The organism is Oceanicaulis sp. UBA2681 (assembly GCF_002354675.1).
GTDB lineage: Bacteria > Pseudomonadota > Alphaproteobacteria > Caulobacterales > Maricaulaceae > Oceanicaulis > Oceanicaulis alexandrii.
Window position 1 is genome coordinate 13,552 of sequence record NZ_DEMB01000003.1, and the last position, 22,654, is coordinate 36,205.

At 63.3% G+C, this 22,654-nt stretch carries 18 protein-coding genes; 11 read left to right on the plus strand and 7 right to left on the minus strand.

The features are described from left to right. Window positions 1-81 precede the first annotated feature (81 nt). On the minus strand, window positions 82-483 hold the full coding sequence (locus tag B3M53_RS00745) for a BlaI/MecI/CopY family transcriptional regulator (protein WP_160093511.1): 402 nt from the start codon (window positions 481-483) through the stop codon (window positions 82-84). Between the two features lie 462 nt (window positions 484-945). On the opposite strand from B3M53_RS00745, the gene B3M53_RS00750 reads away from it, so the two are divergent. The 9 genes from B3M53_RS00750 to B3M53_RS00790 all read left to right on the plus strand — a co-directional run bounded on the left by B3M53_RS00750 (window position 946) and on the right by B3M53_RS00790 (window position 12,346). Next, a complete protein-coding gene (locus tag B3M53_RS00750; RefSeq protein WP_160093362.1) occupies window positions 946-1,260 on the plus strand; it encodes a hypothetical protein in 315 nt (104 codons plus the stop codon). Window positions 1,261-1,295: 35 nt separating this feature from the next. Continuing rightward, window positions 1,296-2,561 carry an efflux RND transporter periplasmic adaptor subunit gene (locus tag B3M53_RS00755; RefSeq protein ID WP_273019441.1) on the plus strand — a complete coding sequence of 422 codons (1,266 nt, stop codon included), beginning with the start codon at window positions 1,296-1,298 and terminating at the stop codon, window positions 2,559-2,561. Beyond that, on the plus strand, window positions 2,545-5,703 hold the full coding sequence (locus tag B3M53_RS00760; protein ID WP_273019439.1) for an efflux RND transporter permease subunit: 3,159 nt from the start codon (window positions 2,545-2,547) through the stop codon (window positions 5,701-5,703). The genes B3M53_RS00755 and B3M53_RS00760 overlap by 17 nt, the downstream gene beginning before the upstream one ends. Before the next feature lie 29 nt (window positions 5,704-5,732). Beyond that, window positions 5,733-6,407: a hypothetical protein gene (locus B3M53_RS00765; RefSeq protein ID WP_273019437.1), complete on the plus strand. Its 675-nt coding sequence runs from the start codon at window positions 5,733-5,735 to the stop codon at window positions 6,405-6,407. Beyond that, window positions 6,404-7,267, plus strand: coding sequence for a M23 family metallopeptidase (locus B3M53_RS00770; RefSeq protein WP_273019435.1), 864 nt, complete (start codon window positions 6,404-6,406; stop codon window positions 7,265-7,267). The genes B3M53_RS00765 and B3M53_RS00770 overlap by 4 nt, the downstream gene beginning before the upstream one ends. A 77-nt stretch (window positions 7,268-7,344) precedes the next feature. After that, entirely contained in the window at window positions 7,345-9,336 is a 1,992-nt protein-coding gene (locus B3M53_RS00775; RefSeq protein ID WP_273019433.1) for a methyl-accepting chemotaxis protein, read from the plus strand. A 222-nt stretch (window positions 9,337-9,558) separates the two neighbouring features. Further along, window positions 9,559-10,089, plus strand: a complete 531-nt coding sequence (locus B3M53_RS00780; protein WP_022701456.1) for a hypothetical protein — start codon at window positions 9,559-9,561, stop codon at window positions 10,087-10,089. 95 nt (window positions 10,090-10,184) lie between these two features. Then, a complete protein-coding gene (locus B3M53_RS00785; RefSeq protein WP_273019431.1) occupies window positions 10,185-11,108 on the plus strand; it encodes an SDR family NAD(P)-dependent oxidoreductase in 924 nt (307 codons plus the stop codon). A gap of 35 nt (window positions 11,109-11,143) precedes the next feature. Then, a complete protein-coding gene (locus B3M53_RS00790; protein WP_273019429.1) occupies window positions 11,144-12,346 on the plus strand; it encodes an acetyl-CoA C-acyltransferase in 1,203 nt (400 codons plus the stop codon). Window positions 12,347-12,450: 104 nt separating this feature from the next. Here the strand turns inward: B3M53_RS00790 and phoB are convergent, their stop codons facing one another. The 6 genes from phoB to B3M53_RS00820 all read right to left on the minus strand — a co-directional run bounded on the left by phoB (window position 12,451) and on the right by B3M53_RS00820 (window position 19,725). Continuing rightward, complete coding sequence (gene phoB / locus B3M53_RS00795; RefSeq protein ID WP_022701459.1) at window positions 12,451-13,137, minus strand: phosphate regulon transcriptional regulator PhoB; 687 nt, start codon at window positions 13,135-13,137, stop codon at window positions 12,451-12,453. Window positions 13,138-13,151: 14 nt separating this feature from the next. Continuing rightward, window positions 13,152-13,859, minus strand: coding sequence for a phosphate signaling complex protein PhoU (gene phoU, locus B3M53_RS00800; RefSeq protein ID WP_022701460.1), 708 nt, complete (start codon window positions 13,857-13,859; stop codon window positions 13,152-13,154). A 37-nt stretch (window positions 13,860-13,896) separates the two neighbouring features. Next, a complete protein-coding gene (gene pstB / locus B3M53_RS00805; RefSeq protein ID WP_273019428.1) occupies window positions 13,897-14,715 on the minus strand; it encodes a phosphate ABC transporter ATP-binding protein PstB in 819 nt (272 codons plus the stop codon). Between the two features lie 13 nt (window positions 14,716-14,728). Next, window positions 14,729-16,474 carry a phosphate ABC transporter permease PstA gene (gene pstA, locus B3M53_RS00810; RefSeq protein ID WP_273019426.1) on the minus strand — a complete coding sequence of 582 codons (1,746 nt, stop codon included), beginning with the start codon at window positions 16,472-16,474 and terminating at the stop codon, window positions 14,729-14,731. After that, window positions 16,467-18,158, minus strand: a complete 1,692-nt coding sequence (pstC, locus tag B3M53_RS00815; RefSeq protein ID WP_273019424.1) for a phosphate ABC transporter permease subunit PstC — start codon at window positions 18,156-18,158, stop codon at window positions 16,467-16,469. The genes pstA and pstC overlap by 8 nt, the downstream gene beginning before the upstream one ends. 136 nt (window positions 18,159-18,294) lie before the next feature. Then, window positions 18,295-19,725, minus strand: coding sequence for a sensor histidine kinase (locus B3M53_RS00820; RefSeq protein WP_273019423.1), 1,431 nt, complete (start codon window positions 19,723-19,725; stop codon window positions 18,295-18,297). Between the two features lie 202 nt (window positions 19,726-19,927). On the opposite strand from B3M53_RS00820, the gene B3M53_RS00825 reads away from it, so the two are divergent. Together B3M53_RS00825 and B3M53_RS00830 are read left to right on the plus strand one after the other, a co-directional pair. Then, on the plus strand, window positions 19,928-21,310 hold the full coding sequence (locus B3M53_RS00825) for an efflux transporter outer membrane subunit (protein ID WP_273019422.1): 1,383 nt from the start codon (window positions 19,928-19,930) through the stop codon (window positions 21,308-21,310). Between the two features lie 46 nt (window positions 21,311-21,356). Beyond that, window positions 21,357-22,634 (plus strand): efflux RND transporter periplasmic adaptor subunit, encoded by a 1,278-nt coding sequence (locus tag B3M53_RS00830; protein ID WP_022701466.1) that lies wholly within the window; start codon window positions 21,357-21,359, stop codon window positions 22,632-22,634. The last annotated feature ends 20 nt before the right edge of the window (window positions 22,635-22,654 follow it).

The following is a 22,654-nucleotide window of genomic DNA, read 5'->3' on the forward strand; positions in this document are numbered from 1 at the left end:
CGGCCATAATCGACACCGCACCCCATGAGACCGCGAAGACAAACATGCCTGCGGCAAGCGCTATGATCGCCTCGCCGCCGGTCACCGGTCTTCTCCAGCGATCATGCGCTTATGTTTCGCTATGAGCGCCTCAAGCTCGTCGAGCAGATCGGGGTCGGCCTGCGAGGCGTAGCCGGCGAACGCCGCCATAAGCCCGCCCTCATGTCCGCTGCTGAAACGGCTGAGCGAACCCTCTATGAGGCGCGCCATGACCGCCTCGCGGGTTTCGGTCGACCGATACACATAGGCATGGCTGACCCGCTCACGTGTCAGCAGTCCCTTGCGATGCAAGCGCTCCAACGTCGATTGAATTGTCTGAAGCGAGTTGCCGCGCTGCGTTCCGATGCGTCTATGAAGATCGCGCGCTTCGACCTCGTCATGGCGCCAGATATCCTCTAGCACCGCAACTTCCAGCTCACCCAGATTCAACTCCGAACACGACATGCCGGTCTCCTTGAAGTCTAGGGGATACCCGCTGAAAGACCGACTGGCAATCGGTGTTTCGCTCAAATCCGAAACTCATATGGGTCAAATCGATTTCAGAGGTGATTTACACCCGAAGGACCCGGGTTATTGAGCCGGTTTTTTTCTAAGACTTCTCTGTTCTGGACGTGCGGTCATCAGGAACGGACCCGGCACGGGCCGGGAACAGGGCTGGCGGGAGCATGCTGCACGTATGCTGCATGGAGCAGTTAAGGTATTGAAATTATTATCTTGAAGTCAGACTACGAATCTGGGGGTCGGGAGTTCGAATCTTCCCCGGCGCGCCATTCTTCCCAAAACTCAAATCTATAATCTTTGATCTTTCAGCTCGTCAGAAACTTGGCGGGCTCTGTTCCGTTCGTGAATGTGCAGTCTGTTCGGCCCGGCTTGCCCGCGAAGACGCTGCTGTCTAGTTTCACGATCATGATGTTTCGCGCGTTCAAAATCGTGTTTGTTTCGCTGGCCCTCATCCTGCTCGGCGGACAGATCGCGTGCGCGGCTGTGGACGCGGTGACCGAAGCGGGACCCGGGCATTCCATCCATCACGCCGAAGAAGAGCATGACGCGGACGGGCCGTGCGCGGATGTATGCGCGACGCACCATCTGGTGATTTTCCCCGATCTGGCCGTCACAGAAGCGCGCGCCGCTTTGCCGATCCGTCGGGTTTTGAAGCCTATGGCGTTCACCTCCATCCCCGCTGCGCCGCCATTTTCACCGCCCCGGAGCGTCACCGTCTGATCCGTTTGAAGACGCACTGACCTCCAGGGACTGACATGACATTGACTTATGAACTGGGGCGGTTCGCCCTCTTCCTCGCCGCGTGCAGCGCGGCGGGAAGCTTGGCTTTGATCGGTTGCAGCGATGCAGCGCCGGGAGAGCTTTCACATTCCCATGCGGACGAGAATGGTCACGCTGACGGCCACGCGCCTCATGGTGAGGCGGAGGAGTCTGAACCGTCCGGCCACGCTGACTCTCACACCGAAATCGCGCTGACCGACGCCGAGCGCGATGCGCTGGGCGTGGTGCTGGGCGCGGTCAGCCGCGGGCCGGTCGAGGGCTGGGTCGAGCTGCCTGGCGAGGTGCGCTTTGATGAGAACCGCATCGCTCTGGTCTCGGCGCCGGTTGAGGGCGTGATCCGTGACGTGTTCGCCAGCGTCGGCGATCAGGTGCGGCAAGGCGATGTGCTGGCGGTGCTCGACAGCCGGGAGCTGGCCGAAGCCAAGGCGGCCTATCTGTCGACCCTGGCGTCGATGGAGCTGGTGCGCCCCGAGTTTGAGCGCGAGCGCGCCTTGTTTGATCGCGGCGTGTCCACCGAAAGCCGGTTCCAGACCGCACGGCGAGAGCTGGAAGAAGCCCGCATCGCCGTCAGGAGCGCGCAATACCAGCTGGACGCGCTGGGCGTGGATGAGACCGCCCGCGACGCCTTGGCGGATCCCGAGACGGGGGCGCTCAGCCGTTACGCCTTGATCGCGCCCATGGACGGCGTGATCACCGAGCGCCATGCGGTGCGCGGTGAATTCGCCGAGGCTGGCGATGTGGAGCCGACCTTCGTCATCGCCGATTCCCGTCAGGTCTGGGTGGATGCGGCGATCTACGGGCCGGACATGCTGCGGGTCCGCCAAGGGGCCCGCGCCCGCATCCGTCTCAATGACGCCGGGCTGATCCGTTCAGAGGTCAGTTTCGTGGCGCCCCAGATCGGTGAGGCGACCCGCACCGGTCTGGCGCGCCTGATCGTGGACAATGAGGACGGGCGGCTGATGCCCGGCGCGTTCGTGACGGTCGAGCTTGAAGACGCGGCGGCGGCGCAAAGCCTGCGGGCGCCGGCGAGCGCCATCCAGATGCTGGAGGGCGAGACGGTGGTGTTCGTCCCTGAGGGCGACAGATTTGAGGCGCGCCCGGTCCGTCTGGGCCGTCGCGGGCCGGACTTTGTCGAGATCGTCTCCGGGCTCGCTTTGGGCGATGCGCTTGTGGTGGAGGGCGCCTTTGCGCTCAAGGCCGAACTTCAAAAAGGGGAGTTTGGTGATGGCCACGCCCATTAACGCCGCGCATTCGGCGGCTTTCAGCCTGGTTCGACAGATTGTCTCGGCGCGCAGCATCGCGGCGCTGGTTTTCCTGGCCGTGCTGGCGGCGGGCGTCTGGGCCTGGCGCACCACGCCGGTGGACGCCTTTCCCGACATCACCCCGCCGCTGGTTCAGGTCTTCACGACGACGGACGGGCTGTCGCCCCAGGAGGTGGAGCGCTATGTGACCTTCCCGGTGGAGACCGTGATGAGCGGCCTGCCCGGCGTGCGGCAGGTGCGCTCGAACTCAAGCTTCGGCCTGTCCGTGGTGACGGTGTATTTCGAAGACGGGACGGATATTTATCTGGCGCGCCAGCTGGTGTCTGAACGTCTGGCGGCGGCGCGAGACGCTATCCCGGACGGCTTTGGCGAGCCTGAACTCGGGCCGCTCGCCTCGGGGCTGGGCCAGGTCCTGTTTTACTATCTCGACAGCGCGGATGGCGATCTGATCGGTCTGCGCACGGTGCAGGACTGGCTGGTGAAGCTTGACCTCCAGACCGTGCCGGGGGTCGCTGAAGTGTTGTCGCTGGGCGGGTTTGAGCGCCAGTACCAGGTCAATGTGCGCCCCCAGGCGCTGGTCCAGTACGATCTGAGCATGAGCGAAGTCGTAACCGCGCTTGAACGCGCGAACCTGAACGCCGGCGCGCAATACATTGTGGAGAATGACGAGCAATACACGGTGCGCGCCGAGGGGCTTTTGCAAGGTGAGGCGGATTTGCGCCAGGTGGTCGTCAAGGCTGTGGACGGTGTGCCGGTGCTGATGAGCCAGATCGCCGAGATCGCCGTAGGCGGCGCCCCGAGGCAGGGGCTCGCCACCATGAATGGCGAGGGCGAGGTCGTGGCCGGACTGGTCCTCAAACTGATCGGCGCCAATACGACCGCCGTTATCGAGGGCGTCCAGGCGCGCCTCGACGCCATTAATGCGGCCTTGCCCGACGGTGTGGTGGCGCGGCCCTATTATGACCAGTCCGAACTGGTCGGGCAGGCGGTCTCCACCATGACGACCGCGCTCTGGCAGGGGGCGTTGCTGGTGGGGCTGGTCCTGATGGTGTTCATGGGCGGCTGGCGACCTGGACTTATCGTCGCCGCTTCGATCCCGTTTTCGGTCGCCTTCGCCCTGATCGCCATGCGGGGCTTCGGGGTGTCTGTGAACCTGATGTCTCTGGGCGGGATCGCCATCGCCATCGGCATGATGGTGGATGGCGCCGTGGTCATCGTCGAGAACGCTCGTCGGCATGTGTCCGAGACGGCGCACAGCGATCGCGCGAGCGTCATCGCGGGTGCGGTGACGGAAGTGCTCAAACCCTTGAGCGTCTCCATCGCCATTGTGATGCTGGTCTTCCTGCCGATTCTCACCTTGCAGGGTGTGGAGGGCAAGACCTTCCGGCCGCTCGCTTTCTCCGTCATCCTCGCCATGGCGGGGTCTTTGGTGTTTGCGCTGGTGATCGCGCCGTCCGCATCGCGGTTTTTGAAAGTATCGCGCGCTCAGGCGGTCAGCGCAGGACGGATCGACCGGCTGATGGGGCGGGCGATCGGGTTTTTCGTGGGTCGGAGCAGCCTGGCCGCCGGATTGGCGGCGGTGATGCTGCTCATGGGCGGTCTGGCGTATACCCGGCTCGGTTCGGAGTTCTCGCCGCGTCTGAACGAGGGCGATATCCTGGTGCGTCTGACCATGGCGCCGTCTATTTCACTCGAAGCGGCGGGCGAGACGGTCACGCGGTTTGAACGGCAAGTGCTTGAGCGCTTTCCCGAGGTCGAGCGTGTGGTGACGCGCGTGGGCCGCGGCGAAGTGGGCGCCCATGCCGATCCAGTCAACAATGCGGAAGCCTTTCTGGCGCTCAAACCGCGATCAGACTGGCTGACGGCCCGCAATCAGGCCCAGCTGCTTGATGTGATGAGTGAAGCGTTCGAGGATTTCCCCGGCGTCCAGTTCAACTTCACCCAGCCGATCGCCGCTGCGACCGATGAGCTGCTGACGGGATCGCGCGCCGAGATCGCCATCAAGCTGTTTGGTCCTGATACGGATGTGCTGGCGCGACAGGCGAGCCGCATCGCTTCGGTCGTGGGCGGCGTCCGCGGCGCAGCGGATGTGCAGGTGGAACAGGTCACCGGCGCGCCGCAAATCCGCATTGTGGTGGATCGCGCCGCCATCGCCCGCTACGGCCTGCAGGTCGCAGACGTGCTGGAGACGGTCCGACAGGCGGTCGGCGGCGCCCAGGCCGGGCAGGTCTATGACGGGGTGCGCCGGTTTGACATTGTCGCCCGCTATGCCGAAGCTGATCGGGACACGCCTGAACGCATCGCCCGCACCCTGATAGAGGGGCCCAATGGCGAGCGTATGCCGCTGGGCGCTCTGGCGCGGGTGGAGCGCATTGAAGGGCCACGTCAGGTGACGCGCGAGAACGGACGGCGTTTCATCACTATTCAGAGCAATGTGAGGGCGCGCGATATCGGCTCCTTCGTGGAAGCGGCGCGCGCCGCCGTAGAGCAAGAGGTGGATCTGCCGCCCGGCTATCTCGTGGAATGGGGCGGCCAGTTCGAGCTGCAGCAGCAGGCGAACGCCCGGTTCGCCATGATCATCCCGGTGACTTTGGCGCTGGTCTTTGTCTTGTTGCTCATGGCGTTCAACCGCCTCAAAAGCGCGGTCCTGATCGTGTTGAACATCCCGCTGGCGCTGGTTGGCGGGCTGGTGGCGCTATGGGCGTCGGGGCTGAATCTGTCGGTGCCAGCGTCCGTGGGCTTTATCGCCCTGTTCGGCATTGCGCTGGGCAACGCCATGGTCCTGGTGTCCTTTCTGGACCGTCTGGCGGTCACGCAGCGCGATCGCCGCGCGTTGAGCGTGACGGGCGCGCTGTTGCGGGTCCGGCCTGTTCTGATGACGGCCTCCACCACCTTGCTGGGATTGGCGCCCTTATTGTTCGCCGATGGCGTGGGCTCGGAAGTGCAGCGCCCGCTAGCGGTTGTTGTGATCGGCGGTCTGGTCAGTTCGACCCTGGTGACCCTGTTCATCCTGCCTGCGGTCTACGCCTGGTTCGCGCCAGCCTATCCCGAACACCCGCAAGATCTTGAAATACAAGGAGGGCCGACAGGATCGCAAAAAACCGCGCCAGAATTAGGGTAAATCTGGTATTCTGGCGTCGGGAGGCGCGCATGTCTGACGGGCGCAGTCGAGGTTTGGGAGCCATGCTGGCGGGGCTGAGTCTCGCCATCTGCAGCGGATTTGCGGCGCAGGCCCAGACCGCTCAGCCGGCCCGTCTCGCCCAGCCCCAGAGTATCCCTCGGCCAGACCAGCCGGTCGCGGCCGAGGTGGACTGGGACGCGGTGCGCGCTGATGTCGCCCGAAGCCAGAGCGCCGGGCGGCTGACAGCGGCGCGGCCTGTGATCTTTCCGGTGCTGCCGCGCAATCTTGAGGCTGGCCAATCCATCGAGACAGAGGTTCCGATCCTGACGCCGAGCACTGCGTCGCTGGGGTTTGAGCGTCAGGCCGAGGTCCTTCTGTTCGCCCGCGGAGACTTTTACACGCTCGTCATCCAGGGCGAGGGCGTCATCATCGAGGTGTTCGGCACCCGGCTGGCCCATGCACCGGTCGAGGATGCGAGAACTGCGCGCTTCCTGCGCGGATCAGGCCCTGAAGGCTACCGGACGACGCGCACGCGTTCGGGGCGGGAGCTCAGCTTCAATCGCTACAATGCAGCCTATTCCATCACGCTCGAGTGTGACGCCCCGGAGCAGGATGTGCGCTGCGTCGAGCCGGAGTATGGCGAGCGTTTGATGCAATCGCTGCAAGTCATGCCCGGAACACGGGGACGGGAGGGCGCGGGATGAGCCGGCGTCCTGTCGAATACGGGCTTGCGCTTTTGGTCGCTTTGGTTGGTGGCGCCGTCCTGGTGTTCTGGCCGCACGCTTCGGACACGCCGCCCCCTGATACGCCTGCCGAACAGGAAGCGCCCGCTGAAGAGGCCGAGCCGTCCGAGGAAGAGGCTGAACCTCCCGTCGAACCGCCTGAGGAGCCTGAGCCGGAAGGGCCTGTTGTTGATGCGTCGGGGGACCCAGTGTCATTCATGCCGCCGGGCGATCTGACGCCGGGCAGTGGATCGGGGCAGACCGAGCAGATCAATTATGCCCCGCAGATGCGGTTTCCGCTGGAGGCCGGACAGGCCTACGCCAATTCCCAGGTCTATGGGCATGGCGGTTATCTGGGGCCGGGCGGCGGCCAGTGCGACGCCGCGAATTATTCGTATGCCTGGCGCGATAATTTTTGCGAAACGCGGTCGTATTCCGCGCCGCTCTGTCCGTCCGGCACGGGGCATCAGGGGCAGGATATCCGTCCCGCAACCTGTCAGGACGCGGTGCACTGGGCCGTCGCCGCTGATGACGGCGTGATCACGTCTGTGGGCAGTTACTCGGTCCGCCTGATGAGCGAGACCGGCGTTCGCTACACCTATCTGCATCTGGAGCGCGACAGCTTGCAGGTGGCGCCGGGTGACACTGTGAGCAAAGGCGAGCGCTTGGGCTTCGTGTCTAACGAGTTTGGCGGCACGCCCACCACCATTCACTTGCATTTCGAGATCAAGATGGCGCTTGAGACGCCTCATGGCCTGCAGAACGTCAATGTTCCGCCCTATGTCGCGCTTGTGGACAGCTATCAGCAGCTGTTGTCTGAAGGCGAGAGCGATCACGGTTAAGCGCCTGACGCGTATGATTAACACATCTACAAGTGGAATGGTGGTCCGTTCTGAACCTCTGTGACCGGGAGGTGAACATGGCGGCGGCGCTCTCAACCCAGGCTGCGACGGACCAGGCCCCTCAAGAGGGTGCGGCGTCGGGACGGCAATTACTGAGCTTTCTGGACAAGGCCGACCCCAATGGGGGCCGAGCCAAGGCGATCTGGTCGCAACTGGAACCGGCCTTGCCGCGGATTCTGGATCATTTTTACGCGCATATTCAGAACCAGCCGCACCTGAACGCGATTCTGCAAGGCTCCCAGCAGGGCGTGGCCAAGCTCAAGGCGTCACAGACCGAGCACTGGCGCGCCATGTTCTGCAGCCCGGTTGATGACGCCTTTGACGCGCGCGCCCGTAAAGTCGGCGAAGCGCATGTGCGCATCGGGCTTTCCTCTGACTGGTTCATCGCCGGGTATGGCGTCGTTTTGATGGAGGCGATCCCGGCCATCTTGCAGGCGCACCGCTTTACGCCGCAGCGCGCGGCGGGTGATTTGCAGATCCTGATTTCACGCATGTTTCTGGACATGGGAGTGGCGGACGCGACCTATTCCATGGGCGTCAACCAGCAAGAAAGCCAGAGCTGGCGCGAGGAGAACGACTATACGAGCCTGAGAACCGTCGCGAGCACGATTGTCGAGCTCAATGAGGTGATGCTCAACCTGGCGGTGCTCAGCAGCTCGACTGCAAAAACCACCACGGGCAGTCATGCGATTTCGGACTCCGTAGGCCAACTGGTCGAGGCCATGCAGCAGATCGCGGAGACCTCGCAATCGGCGTCCAGTGAGGCTGAGCAGACCCATGAAGCGCTGCGCGACGGCGTGCAGAGCATGATGCAGGCCAAATCCGCCATCACGAGCGTGACCGGTGCGGCGCAACGGTCAACAGAGAGCCTCAAGGCGTTGCAACAGGCCTCCCAGGAGATCACCGACTTTCTGGGGGTGATCCAGTCCATTTCCGATCAGACCAATCTTCTGGCGCTGAACGCGACGATCGAAGCCGCGCGCGCCGGTGAAGCGGGCAAGGGGTTTGCGGTGGTGGCCAGCGAGGTGAAGGCGCTCGCCAGTCAGGCCGCCTCCGCCACCGAGGATATCGGCGGCAAGATCGAGGCGCTGCAGCGCGGGATTGAAGCGATCAGCGCCGGATTCGCTGAAACCCATGAGGCTTTGCAGACAGGCGAGAGCACGCTCGATGAAACCAGCGTTCAGATCGAAGAAGCGGGCAGCCGGATGGGCTCTGTGACGCGCGGGATGAGTGAAGTCGCCGGGATTCTCGAACAGCAAAAGGACTCAAGCACCAAAATCTCCGAACACGCCGGAGAGATGTCGGATCTGACTGAAGATAACGCCGAGCGCCTGTCCGCCATCGCAGAGGCCTTGCGGGCGAGCAATTCGCGCTTCGCCGGGACGGCGGCTCAATGGCACCGCAATGGCTCTGACCGGTCCTTGTGCGAGATGGCGAAAATCGATCACGTCTTGTTCAAGAAGCGCGTGGTCGAGGTCGTGCTCGGCAAGGAGACCTGGCCGTCAGCAGATGTGCCGGACCATCATAGCTGCCGGCTGGGCCGGTGGTTTGATTCAACCGCCGATGAGTCGCTGAAGCGGATCGCCCCGATGCAAGCGCTCGAAGCGCCGCACGCCAGGGTCCATGAAGTCGCCCGCGCTGCGTTGAAGGCCTATGAAGCCGGCGATCAGGATCGAGCCATTGAAGAGCTCAAAGCGCTTGAGACCGCCAGCAGCGAAGTGGTCAGCTTGCTTGAAGAGGTGTCGAAGCATCTCAGTGCAGGCGAGACCAAGACGGATCGTCGCCAGTCAAACCGGACTCCTGTCGTTGGCGATACGATCGTGCTGACAAGCGGTGATGAACGGCGTGAAGTGAAGCTGGTGGATCAGAGCGAGGGCGGTTTCAAAGTCAAAGGGTTGACGTCAATCGATATCGGACGCCATTTCCAGTTGGAATATGAAGGAAAAACAATGTCTTGCCAGGTGCGCTGGTCGGATGGAAAAGGCGGCGGATTGCAAGTGCGCTTCTAGCAATACACGCTTAGGTGATTTTATTTTCGTGCCCCGGAAATGCCCGTTTCCGGGGTTTTTATATTTAATCCAAGGGGTTAATCGAGTTTTCTGAGAGTTATTTGCGTATAACTCAGGAATCGTGGAAATGCTTCGTTAAGACAATTCGACGAATCTGTTTATTAGACGAACTCAATATATGTATTCAATATTGAGATTCGCACGGATAAATAGGGGGCAGATATGCCAGCTTTCGCCGAACGGACGGATTTCACCCTGCGTGACCCTGGCGCTCTTGGGGCCTTGCTTGTTTACGATTGGCGTTTGCGAAAACTGCTCACTGATGACGAAGTGATCACCGAAGCGGTGGATCGGCCCGTCTCGACCGGCGTATTGCGTCACCTGCAGCGTCTGGGTTTCATCAAAGCTGTTCATGGCGTGCGCCCCCATGGCGGGCGCATGAGACTCTGGCCGATTGTAGAGGTGCTCAAGCTTCAGATTGTGCTCGACCTGCGCCATATGACGGGCGCGCGGTTGTCCGCCTGTGTGGATGCGCTCAACCTGGACCCGACCGCTATCGAACTGGCGATTGAGGACTGGGAGCGTCATGTGGGCGCCAAAGGCGATGAGCGCAGCGCTGTCAGCCGATCGTCCGATGGCGGACACCCGCTCGCCGATACGGCCTTTATCGCCGGGCTCTCCGCCGCGTCGGTACAGGCCTTTATCAGCCGCAGCGGTTTTGACACCGTGTCTGAACCGGCATTTCTTTTATAGCTTAACTAGCTTGCGCGGCGCCGCAGCAATTGCTTTCCTGATCAAAACCGGTTCGCATAAGCGAAAAGACCGATTGATCAGGGAGGCATATTGCCATGAGCGATATTCGTTTTGACGGGCGCGTAGCCATCGTCACGGGCGCAGGCGCCGGTTTGGGCCGGTCTCATGCGCTGGAGCTGGCGCGTCGCGGCGCCAAAGTCGTCGTCAATGATCTGGGCGGCGCCGTGGATGGCACAGGCTCTTCGCTCAGCGCCGCCGAAACCGTCGTCGAAGAGATCAAGGCCGCTGGCGGCGAGGCGATGGCCAACGGCGCCAATGTCACCAACCCCGATGAAGTCGCCGCCATGGTCGCCGCCGCGCGCGAGACTTGGGGCAAGGTCGACATCCTGGTGAACAATGCCGGGATCTTGCGCGACAAGAGCTTCACAAAAATGAGCCTTGAGGACTTCCGCGCCGTGATGGAGGTCCATCTGTGGGGTGCGGTTGTCTGCACCAAAGCGGTCTGGGATCACATGAAAGAGGCGGGTTATGGCCGAATCGTGATGACCAGCTCATCCTCTGGAATCTATGGCAATTTCGGCCAATCCAACTATGGCGCCGCCAAGATGGGGGTTGTGGGCCTGATGAACGTCCTCCATCTGGAAGGGCGCAAGAACAACATCAAGGTCAACACCCTGTCGCCCACCGCCCATACCCGCATGACCGAAGGGCTGATCCCTGAAGAGGCCGCCAAGCTGATGACGCCCGAAAGCGTCACGGCGGGCCTGATCGCGTTGTGCGCCGAAAACGCGCCAGACCGCACCATTCTGTGCGCCGGAGCCGGCGGGTACGCCGCCACCAAGATTTACGAGACGCCGGGCGTCTATCTGCCGCCTGAAGACCAGACGGCGGAGAACGTCATGGCCAACATGGACAAGATCACCTCTGATCATGGCCAGGAAGAATATGAAGAAGGCGCGCGCCAGACCTTCAAATTCATCCAGTACGCCGCCAAGCATTTCGACCTCGCCCTGGGCTAGGTCCACCCCCTTAACGCCAGCAAAGGAGCCTCACCATGCGTGAAGCGCTTATCGTCTCCACCGCCCGTACGCCGATCGGCAAGGCCTATCGCGGCGCCTTTAACGACACCCAGGCCCAGGAACTGGGCGGCCACGCCATCAAGCACGCCGTCGAACGCTCCAAGGTCGCGCCCGACGAGATCGAGGACGTGATCATCGGCGCCGCCATGCAGCAGGGCTCGACCTTCCAGAATATCGGCCGTCAGGCCGCCATTCGCGCCGGCCTGCCCACCGCCGTGTCCGGCATGAGCATGGACCGCCAGTGCGCCTCGGGGATGATGGCCATCGCCACCGCCGCCAAGCAGATCATCTCTGACGGCATGAACGTCACCGTCGGCGGCGGCCTGGAATCCATCTCTCTGGTGCAGAACGAGCATATGAATCTGCACAAGGCGTTTGATCCGTGGATCAACGAACACCGCCCGGACCTGTACATGTCCATGCTGGAAACCGCCGAGATCGTCGCCGAGCGCTATGGCGTGTCCCGCGAAGCCCAGGACGAATACGCCCTGCAATCGCAACAGCGCACCGCAGCCGCGCAGGCGGCGGGCAAGTTTGACGACGAGATCGTGCCGTTGCCCTCCACCATGTTGGTGAAGGACAAGGCGACGGGCGAGATCTCCAAGCAACAGGTCACGCTTGAGAAGGACGAGGGCAATCGCCCGTCCACCACGCTTGAGAATCTGCAATCTCTGAACCCGGTCTTCTCCAACGGCCAGCAGATCAAGGAAGGCAAGTTCATCACGGCGGGCAACGCGTCCCAGCTGTCTGATGGCGGCTCCGCCGCCGTGCTGATGGAAGGCAAAGAGGCTGAAAAACGTGGTCTTGAGCCGCTGGGCGCCTATCGCGGCATGGCCGTGGCGGGCCTGGACCCCGACGAGATGGGCATTGGCCCGGTCTACGCCGTGCCCAAGCTTCTGAAAGCGAATGGCCTGACCATGGATGATATCGGCCTGTGGGAGCTCAATGAAGCCTTCGCCGTGCAGGTCCTGTACAGCCGCGACAAGCTGGGCATCCCCAATGAGAATCTCAACGTCAATGGCGGCGCGATCTCGGTGGGTCACCCCTATGGCATGTCCGGCGCGCGCATGGTCGGCCACGCGCTGATCGAGGGCAAACGCCGCGGCGTGAAATACGTCGTCTGCACCATGTGCGTCGGCGGCGGCATGGGCGCTGCGGGCTTGTTTGAAGTGCTGTAAGGCGCTCAATATCCCGAAATGTTAAAGGCCGGCCTGGTGATCCAGGCCGGCCTTTTGTAACAGCGTTTCAGGGTCTGCAGTTCCCAAATCGCCGCATTTGAATTCTATCCGGCGTTCAGCGCATATCCGGCTGACCGCACGGTGCGGATCGGGTCGAGTTCGCCCCCGATGCTCAACGCCTTCCGCAGGCGACCAATATGCACGTCGACGGTGCGCGCCTCTACATAAACATCAGAGCCCCACACAGCATCAAGCAGTTGCTCGCGTGAGAACACCCGTCCGGGGTGCTGCATCAGATAGTCGAGCAGCCTGAATTCGGTCGGGCCGAGATGGATTTCCGTGTCAGCCCGCACCACGCGGTGGGCCACCCGGTCGATGGTGATGTCGCCGACATTGACGGTGTCTTCGGCCAGGCCCGGCCGGATGCGGCGCAGAACGGCGCGGACACGGGCGAACAGCTCTTTCATCAAGAAGGGTTTGACGATGTAGTCGTCCGCCCCGGTGTCGAGCCCGCGAATCCGGTCCGCTTCCTCGCCGCGTGCGGTCAGCATGATGATCGGCAGATTGCGCGTCTCATGACGGCTGCGCAGCCGGCGGCAGACTTCGATGCCCGAGATTTTCGGCAGCATCCAGTCGAGCACCACCACATCGGGCTGGCGCTCCTCCACCAGCATCATCGCCTCTTCGCCATCGGCGGCGAGCGAGACCCGGAAGCCTTCTTTTTTCAGATTGTACTGAAGCAGCTCGGACAGAGCGTCTTCGTCTTCTACGACCAGGACATGCGGTTGCATGGCGATCCCCTTCGTCAGGACGTTTCAGGACGAGGGCCGCGCGGCCGATCAGCCGTCAGCTCTTGCCCGGTAACCAGGTAATGGACCACTTCGGCGACATTGGTTGCATGGTCGCCGATACGCTCAAGATTCTTCGCGATGAAGAGAAGGTGCGCGCCCGGTTCGATCATCGAACCGTCTTCGCGCATGGCGGTGACGAGATCGCGGAACAGAGCATTGTAATGCTCGTCCACATCGTCATCGCGTTCCCAGACAGCGACGGCCCGGCTGGCTTCGCCGGTCGCGTAGGCGTCCAGAACCTGATGGAGATGGCTTTGCACCACACGCCCCATCCGTTCCACCGCGCTGTTGAGCGCGGTGGGTTCGGACGCGTTCAGCGTATGAACGCGGCGGGCGATGGATTTGGCCAGATCGCCAACGCGTTCGAGATCGGACACGATCTTCAGCGCTGCAATGCACACGCGCAGATCCTGCGCGATGGGCTGGCGCAGAGCCAGCAGGCGGATGATCTTCTTCTCGATATCACGCTGCATCTGGTCGACTCGGGCGTCACGAAGGCGCACCTCGTCGGCCAGATCGCCGTCACGACTGGTCGCGGCATGCAGCGCATCCCTGACCATGCTTTCGGCCAGACCGCCCATGGCCGCGACATCTGCGGTCAATTGTTCAAGCTCTTCAGAGAAGGCTTTGACGATGTGCGGCGCATTATGCGTCGTGTTCATTGCGATGGCCTTTCAAAGGTCCGTTGCCGCGTGAGGCTTATCCAAAACGTCCGGTGATGTAGTCCTGCGTACGTTGGTCGAGCGGGTTGGTGAAAATCTCTTCGGTCGGCCCGTACTCGACGAGCTTTCCAAGGTGGAAGAAGGCGGTCATTTGCGACACCCGCGCCGCCTGGGCCATGGAGTGGGTGACGATGATCAGCGTGTAATTCTCGCGCAGTTCGTCGATCAGCTCTTCAATGCGCGCGGTGGCGATGGGATCGAGCGCCGAACACGGCTCGTCCATCAAGATGACTTCGGGGTTCACCGCGATAGCGCGCGCGATCACCAGGCGTTGCTGCTGGCCGCCCGACAGCGAGGTGCCGGGATGGTGCAGACGGTCTGAGACTTCAGCCCAGAGCCCGGCCTTGACCAGGCTGGTCTCGACAATGTCTTCAAGCTCGCTCTTGGTGTCCGCCAGTCCGTGAATGCGGGCGCCATAGGCCACGTTCTCGAAAATGGATTTCGGGAAGGGGTTGGGCTTCTGGAACACCATGCCGACCCGGGCGCGCAGCACCACCGGGTCCACATCGCGTCCGTTCACCTCTTCTGAGTCGATGCGGATGGAGCCGGAGACACGCGCATTGTCGATGGTGTCGTTCATGCGGTTCAGGCAGCGCAAGAATGTGGACTTGCCACAGCCAGACGGACCGATGCAGGCGGTGACCGCCCGGTCTGGAATTTCCAGCGAGACGCTTTCCAGCGCCGGCTTGTCGCCATACCGCACGCTGACATCTTGCGTCGCCACCTTGATGGGACTCTGCGTTGTCAGCGGGTGATAGCGCGTCGGCTCACCCTGAGCTTGGAAATCAGGTTTCATCAGTGTGTTCACCTTACCAGCGCCTCTCAAAGCGGCGCCGCAGATAGATGGCGACGGCGTTGAAGCTGATCAGCAGCGTCAACAGCGCCAGGATCGCTGCGGCGGTGCGCGCTTCGAAGGCGCGCTCTGCGCTTGAAGACCAGATATAAATCTGAACCGGCATGACCGTGGCCGGTTCCGTGAAGCCCGCGAGCCCCAGCGTGGGCGGGTCGGCGATAAACGCCACCATGCCGATCATAAGCAAAGGGGCGGTCTCGCCCAAGGCCTGCGCCAGACCGATGATCGAACCGGTCAGGATGCCCGGCATGGCCAGCGGCAGAACGTGGTGGAAGACCGCCTGGGTCCGCGAGGCGCCCACGCCCAGAGCCGCCTCGCGGATGGAGGGCGGCACCGCTTTCAGTGAAGCGCGGGCCGAAATGATCACCGTGGGCAGCGTCATCAAGGCGAGCACCATGCCGCCCACCAGCGGCGCGGACCGCGGCAGGCCGAACAGGTTTATGAAAACCGCCAGCCCCAACAGCCCGAACACGATGGAGGGCACGGCGGCGAGATTGTTGATGTTCACCTCGATGAAATCGGTCAGTCGGTTCTTGGGCGCGAATTCTTCCAGATAAATCGCCGCGCCCACCCCGATCGGCACCGCCAGGAACATGGTGATGATCATGGTCAGCACCGAGCCCGCCAGCGCGCCGGCCACGCCCGCCAGTTCCGGCTCGCGGCTGTCTGCGCTGGTGAACAGGGTGGTGTTGAGCCCATTCTTGACCAGGCCGCGCTCTTTCAGCGCCCGCGCCCAGACGATCTGGCGATCACTGATGCGCCGGGCGATGGCCGGCGTTTCAATGACCCAGAGCGACCAGCGCTCGACGGTGCGCGCCGCGTCGTCCGGAGCGATCAGCCATTCGCCGGTCGCCTGCCGGGCGTCCGCACGGATTTCATTGACCCGCAGCACTCCGCCTTGCGCTCGCAACATCAGGGATGCGGTTTGCGGGCCCAGCGTGATCACGTTGTCTGATCGGGCTTCTGCGCTCAGTCGCTCCGCCAGGGCCTCGGCCCGCCGGGCTTCAAAGTCCAGGCTGTCGCGGGCGTCGGAGTCCAGTTCGGCCTGGGCGTCTTCGCGGGCTCGCGCGGCGCGCAGCCGGGCCTCATCGGCAGCGACTTCCAGGCGGGTGCGCACGCTGTTGACGAAATCCGCGAAGACCGGGTCTGAGCTTGCGGACTGAATCTCGACGGGGCCGTTCGCGCTTTGACTCAATGTGATCGGCGCGTCGCCCGACAGACGGCGTTCATCTGTGGCCAGGCCTTTGAGATACAGGTCGGCGTCATCAGACAGTGGAAAAGAGAAAGACACGCGTTCGCCGATCAATTCAGGTGCGTTGACGACCTGATTGAGCAGGCGTGCGGCGTTGACCGCGCTATAGAGCCCGTACAGTTCGCGCAGCTCGCTGACCGTGTCAGCTTCCGGAAACTGTTCTCGCAGGCTGTTCTGGATCAAGGTGTTATACGCGCCGCGCCTGAGCGAGGCTTCGCTGCGATCGCCGCGCGGATCGGCGATCTCGGCGTGGATTTGCACATCCAGCACCATCCTGTGCGCCGTGAAGGCGGGCAGCGACTGCACGATGATCGAGCCCAGAAGCAGGCACAAAAACAACACGGCTGCGCTGATCGCCGCCAGTCCGTAGAACTGGAAACGTTGCTCGGCGCGATGCCGGCGGGCCAGGCGCGCCTGAACCGCGTCGCGTATGGACGGCGCGTTACTCATAGCGTTCCCGGAAGCGTTGCACCACGCGCAGCGCGATGATGTTCAAGATCAGCGTCATGACAAACAGCACCAGTCCCAGCGCGAAGGCGGAGAGAGTTTTGGGGCTGTCGAATTCCTGGTCGCCGGTCAGCAGCATGACGATCTGAACGGTGATGGTGGTGACCGATTCCAGCGGGTTCGCGGTCAGGTTCGCGCCCTGTCCGGCGGCCATCACCACGATCATGGTTTCGCCTACCGCGCGCGACACCGCCAGCAGCAGCGCGCCGACTATGCCGGGCAGGGCGGCGGGAAACACCACATGCCGGACGGTCTCGGACTTCGTCGCGCCCATGGCGTAGCTGCCGTCGCGCAGCGCCTGAGGCACGGCGTTGATGACGTCATCAGACAGCGAGGAGACGAACGGAATGATCATCACGCCCATCACCAGCCCGGCGGACAGGGCGGACTGGGTGACGGCGTCTTCATAGCCCAGCATCAGGGCGAATTGGCGCAGGAACGGGCCCACCGTCAACAGCGCGAAGAAGCCGTAGACCACGGTGGGCACGCCCGCCAGAATCTCGAGCGCAGGCTTGGCCCAGGCGCGCATGCGGGGGCTGGCGTATTCCGACAGATAGATCGCGGAGAGCAAGCCGATGGGCGCGGCCACGGTCATGGCGATCAGGGTGATCAAGGCCGTGCCAGCGAACAGCGGCACAGCGCCGAAGGCGCCCGACTGGCCAATCTGGTCCGCGCGAATGGCGATTTGCGGGCTCCAGTGAAGACCGAACAGGAACTCGTGTATGCGCCAGTCGATGGAGGCGAAGAAGCGGATCGATTCAAACAACAGCGAGAAGACAATGCCCAATGTGGTCAGGATCGCGATGGCCGAGGTCATCATCAGCGCCAGGCTGACCACGCCTTCCACACGGTCGCGGGCGCGGAAGTCCGTCTTGATGCGGGTGCGGGCGAAGGCCAGCCCCGCCAGCGCCAGGGACAGGGCGACGCCCGCCGCGCTCCAGCGAAACAGGTCCTCCCAGGGGCGCAGCGCCAGCGCGGCGGCGCGCACATCTTCGGTGTTGCGGCTGGCGAGGCCCTCATTGAAGGCCAGCGCGCGGGCGTCAGCGATGAAAAGCTCGCGCCGCTCTCTGGGCGCCCGCCAGTACTCAAAACCGGCGCGGGCGCGTACGCCTGGAACGGTATGCGGCGCGCGGGCGGCGACGGAGGTTGCGATCAGGGTCCGCCGTGCTTCACGCTCGGCGGCGATTTCATTGCGCTCGGCGGTCAACGCCCCGAGCGCACGCAAATAACGCTCGGCGTCGCCGCCCTCACGTTCGGCGCGGGACATGGCGTCGCGCGCCGATTGCGCCTCGGCCTCAATGCGCAGCGCTTGCTCGGCCAGAGCTTGATAATCCGTGTCGGCGGCGATCTGGGCTTCGTATTCGCGGATCAGCGGCGCGGCTTCTCGCTCAAGCTCGCCAAAGGCCAGCGTGTTGACCAGGCTTGCGCCGAACAGGCCATACACAGCCAGCAAAATGAAGGCGGGCAGTCCGGTCCACAGCGCCAGATAATAGCCGTAGTAATTGGGCAGGGAATGCAACCAGGACGCACGCCCGTTCGACACCGCGACAGCGCGGCGACGACCGACCAGAAATCCGACAGCTGTCAGCACCAAAAGCGCCAGGACAGCAAAGAGAGACGATTGCATGAACCCACCGGGTGAGGGCTCGGTTCCGTAAGAAACGGATCAGGGCCCTTTCAGACTGATTGAGCCGGGAACATGGTCGGGATCGATCAATCCAATATGAAGGAACGATGACAGTTTCGTGACGCAGGCGGTCGACTTATCGCCCTGCGCTGGTTTCGATCCGTTGCCCTTCAGCCTGCGTTGAGCCTTTTGACTCTGTGGCGACCGGGAAGAAGACCGTGAAAACCGAACCGATATCGGGGGCGCTTTCAACAGTGAAGCCGCCGCGGTGGCGATTGACGATGTGTTTGACGATCGCCAGCCCCAATCCGGTCCCCGAGGTTGGTCCGCTTTTCTGACCGTCCACACGGAAGAACCGTTCCGCCAGCCGGGGCAGATAGCGCCGCTCGATGCCGCCGCCCTGGTCTTGCACGCGGACAACGCCAAAGCGGGCGTCTGGATCCAGCGCGGGTGCGGTCAGGGTCAACCGTCCTGAATCCGGGGCGATGCGCGCGCCCAGATGCTCGGCGGCGTCGCGCGAAATGCTATGGCTGACGCTGATGTCGATCCGGGAGCCGTCGGGCGAATACTTGATGGCGTTTTGCACCAGGTTCTCGATCACTTCGTAGAGTTGATCACGCTCGCCACGAACCGGCGCGACGCCGTTCTCGGTTTCATCAAGCTTCAAGGTGATTTTCCGGCTCGTCGCCACGGGAGCCAGCGCTTCGGCCACGTCGACGGTCAACGCGTTAAGATCAACCAGCCCGGTGGGCGGCATGTGTTCGTTCATCTCGACGCGGCTCAGCGACAGAAGGTCATTGATCAGGCGACGCATGCGCTCGGTCTGGACGGTCATGATGCCCAGGAACCGGTCTCGGGCTTCTTCATCGTCCCGCGCCGGGCCGGACAGGGTTTCGATAAAGCCCGCCAGTGAGGCGAGCGGCGTGCGCAATTCGTGACTGGCATTGGCCAGAAAATCTGCGCGCATCCGTTCGGCGCGCTTGGAGTTGGTGTCGTCGGCCAGCACCAGCATGGCGCGAAACGGCATCGGGCCAGGCGCAGACAGGCGGATCGGCTCCACAAAAGCGCGCACATGGCTTTCCAGGGGCGCCAGGGTGGAATATTCGACCGTCGCGCCTCGATCGCCGCGCAGGGCCGCGCTCACCGCTTCCAGCACGCGGGGCTGCCGCAGCACGGTCGATAGAAGCCCGCGTTCCGATCCCAAGCCCAGAAAGGTCCGAGCAGCAGGGTTGGCGCGCTCGATTCGCCCGCCCGCGCCGATCAGCAGAACCGGGATGGGCAGACGCTCCAGCATGGTGACGCTGGCCTCGCCCTCCAGGTCGCGCGGCGTGTTCACTGTCGCCGGCCGCGGGCGAGGCTCGGCGGTGGTCAGGGCGGTGAGATAATAGATCAATCCCAAGGCGATAAAGGCCAGGCTTCCCCCTAGAAACGCGCCCGCTGACAATTCGCCAGCCAGGGTCAGAACCAGCATGACGCTGAGTCCGATCGAGGCGGTCAGGGCGATGTCGCGCCGACGCGGACGATCACCGGTGAGGCGCTTTGGAGCAGGGGTGCGGTCTTCAGCCATGCCTTTTGGTAGCACGGGAATGTGACACCTCGGAAACCCTTGTTGTTTTATGGATTCAACATGTCTGACGCTAAGTGTGAGCGCCTAAATTTTTTGTAATTCGAGAAACTTTTAGCGTTTTTCGATAATCTTTGATTGACTTTCGAGAGCGCGCTTATAGGGTGCAATTCAGGTTTTGTACTTTTTGTTCGGGGGAGGGCCCGTGTCCCTTTTGCGTATTTCACCGTTTTTTGCGCCTTTGCTGCTGGGCGCTTGCGCCAGCGTCGTCACGCCAGGCGCATCGGACCTTGTCGTTTCTCCTGAAACGTTTTCAGCGATCCCGTCGGAGATGGATGCGTCCGCGTCTGACTGGGTGGCGGCGTTTGAGGATCCCATTTTGCAGGCTCTGGTGTCTGAAGCGCTCGACGCCAACCCCACCGTCGCTGCGGCGCTCGCCAACTATGATGCGGCGCAGGCCGGGGCGCGGGTTTCCGGCGCAGCGCGTTTGCCGTCTCTGGACGCGTCTGGCGGATATACCGACCAGACGCCGGGCAATACGGGCTGGTCCTCAGGTCTTGAAGCCAGCTGGCAGGCGGATGTCTGGGGCCGGTTAAGCGATCAGGCCCGGTCCGGCGCGCTGACGGCTGACGCCGCCCGCGCGGACTGGTACGGGGCGCGGCTGTCGATCGCCGCCTCCGTGGCGCGGTCCTGGTACGCCCTGATCGGCGCCAGCCAGCAGGCCGCGCTCGCCCAGGCCGATGTCGAGGCGCGCACCAATCAGCTTGAAATCGTCGAGCGTCGCTTCCAGCGCGGGGTTGTCCGCTCTTCGGACGTGCGCACAGCGCGCTCTGCTCTGGCGTCGTCTGAAGCCACCTTGGCCTCGCGCCAGCGGGCGGTGTCTAACGCAGCGCGCGCTCTGGAGGTCAATCTGGGCCGGTATCCCTCCGCCCAGATCCTGCCCGCCGAAGATCTGCCGACGCTGGGCGCTTTGCCCAATCCGGGGCGTCCTGAAGCCATGCTGGCGCGTCGTCCTGACGTGGTGGCGGCTCAGGCGCGTCTGGCGGCGGCGGGCTATTCCGCCTCTGCGGCGCAAAAAGCGCTCTATCCCGGTCTGAGCCTGCGGGCCAGCCTGGGCGATGGCGGCGCGGATCTGGCCGATGCGCTCGATTTTGACGATCTGGTCCGCACGGTCGCAGGGTCCATCACCGCGCCGATCTTCCAGGGCGGCCGCCTGCGCGCACAGCGCGATCAGGCTGACGCCCAGGCCGAGCAACTGTCCGCCCGGCTGGTGAGCACGGCGCTGACGGCGCTGCGTGAAGCGGAGGACGCCATCGAGGCGGACCGCCGTCTGGACCAGCGGGTCGCAGCGCTGACCGTTGCGGCGGATGAAGCCCGCGAAGCGCTGGCGCTGGTCGAGCGTCAGTACGCGTCGGGATTGTCCACGATCTTTGAACTGATTGACGCGCAGACACGACAGATCTCCGCGCAGTCGCAGCTGATCACAGCGCGCAATGACCGGGTCGACAACCGGATCGCGCTGCATCTGGCCATTGCGGGCGATTTTCGCGCCGGCGGCGGCGTCACTGCATCCAATATCGATAACTAGGACATCATAAGACCGGCATACCGGTCAGGCATAATAGAGGTTGGTCATGAGCAAGTTTGTTGGTCGTTTGTTGATTATAGGGTTGCCGGTCGCGGTGCTCTTCGCATTCATCGTTCTGTACGTCGTGCTGGCGGCGGCTGCGCCGCAGGCTGAGCGCGCTGAAGTCGTCGCGCGGCCGTCTGCGGTGTTCGTCACCGAAGCCGAGTTGAGCCCGGTGCAATTGTCGGTCACCACCCAGGGCGAGGTCACCCCGCTCACCGAGATCGATTTGACGGCGCAAGTGTCGGGCCGGATCACCTATGTGAACCCCAATTTCGTGGATGGCGGTTTCTTTGAAGCGGGCGAAGTGCTCGTTCGCCTGGAAGACGCCGACTACCGCCTCGCCGTCACCCGTGCGGAAGCCCTTGTCGCCCAGAGCCGCCAGGCGCTGGTGCGTGAACAGGCCGAAGCCGAGCTGGCGCGTGAAGAATGGGCCTCTCTGGGTGAAGGCGAAGCCAGCCCGCTGACTTTGCGTGAACCGCAAATGGCCGAAGCGCGTGCCCAATTGGCGTCTGCTCAGGCCACCCTGGATGAAGCCCGCCTCAATCTGAGCCGCACCCGCATCACCGCCCCGTTTGAAGGCCGGGTGCGCGCCAAGTCCGCTGACTTGGGCCAGTATGTGGGCCCGGGCGCACGACTGGGTCGCGTGTTCGCCACGAACCGGGTGCAGGTGCGTCTGCCGTTGACGAATGCCGAGCTGGCCACCTTGAACCTGCCGCTGGCCTTCCACGCCAATGAAACCAATCCGGGCCGCCCGGCGCATCTGAGCGCGAACGTGGCCGGCCAGGTGCGCAACTGGGAAGGCCTGCTGGTGCGCTCTGAAAGCGCCATCGACCCGCAGACCCGCACCATGAGCGCCATCATCGAGGTTGAAGACCCTTATGGTGAAGCGGCTGAAGCCGCCGGCGCCCCGCTGGCTGTGGGCCTGTTCGTCACGGCTCGCATTGACGGGCGCGAGCTGGAGAACGCCATCGTGCTGCCGCGCAGCGCCTTGCGCGGCGCGGACCAGGTGTTCGTGGCGCAGCTGGACGGCACGTTGGCCATCCATCGCGTGACGGTGATCGACACCAGCGCGGAGCGCGTTGTGGTCACCGCTGGCGTTGAGCCGGGCGACCGCATCGTCACCTCGCCGCTGCGCGGCGCAGCCGACGGCATGCTGGTGCGCGCGCTGGACGCCAATGGCGATCCGCTCGACCCCGAGCCTGAGGCCGAAGACGAGTCCGAAGATGAACCCGCCACGGATGCGATGGTCGAACAGACCACCACCGCATCGCGGGCCAATTAATCAGGATTGAGGAGAACGAT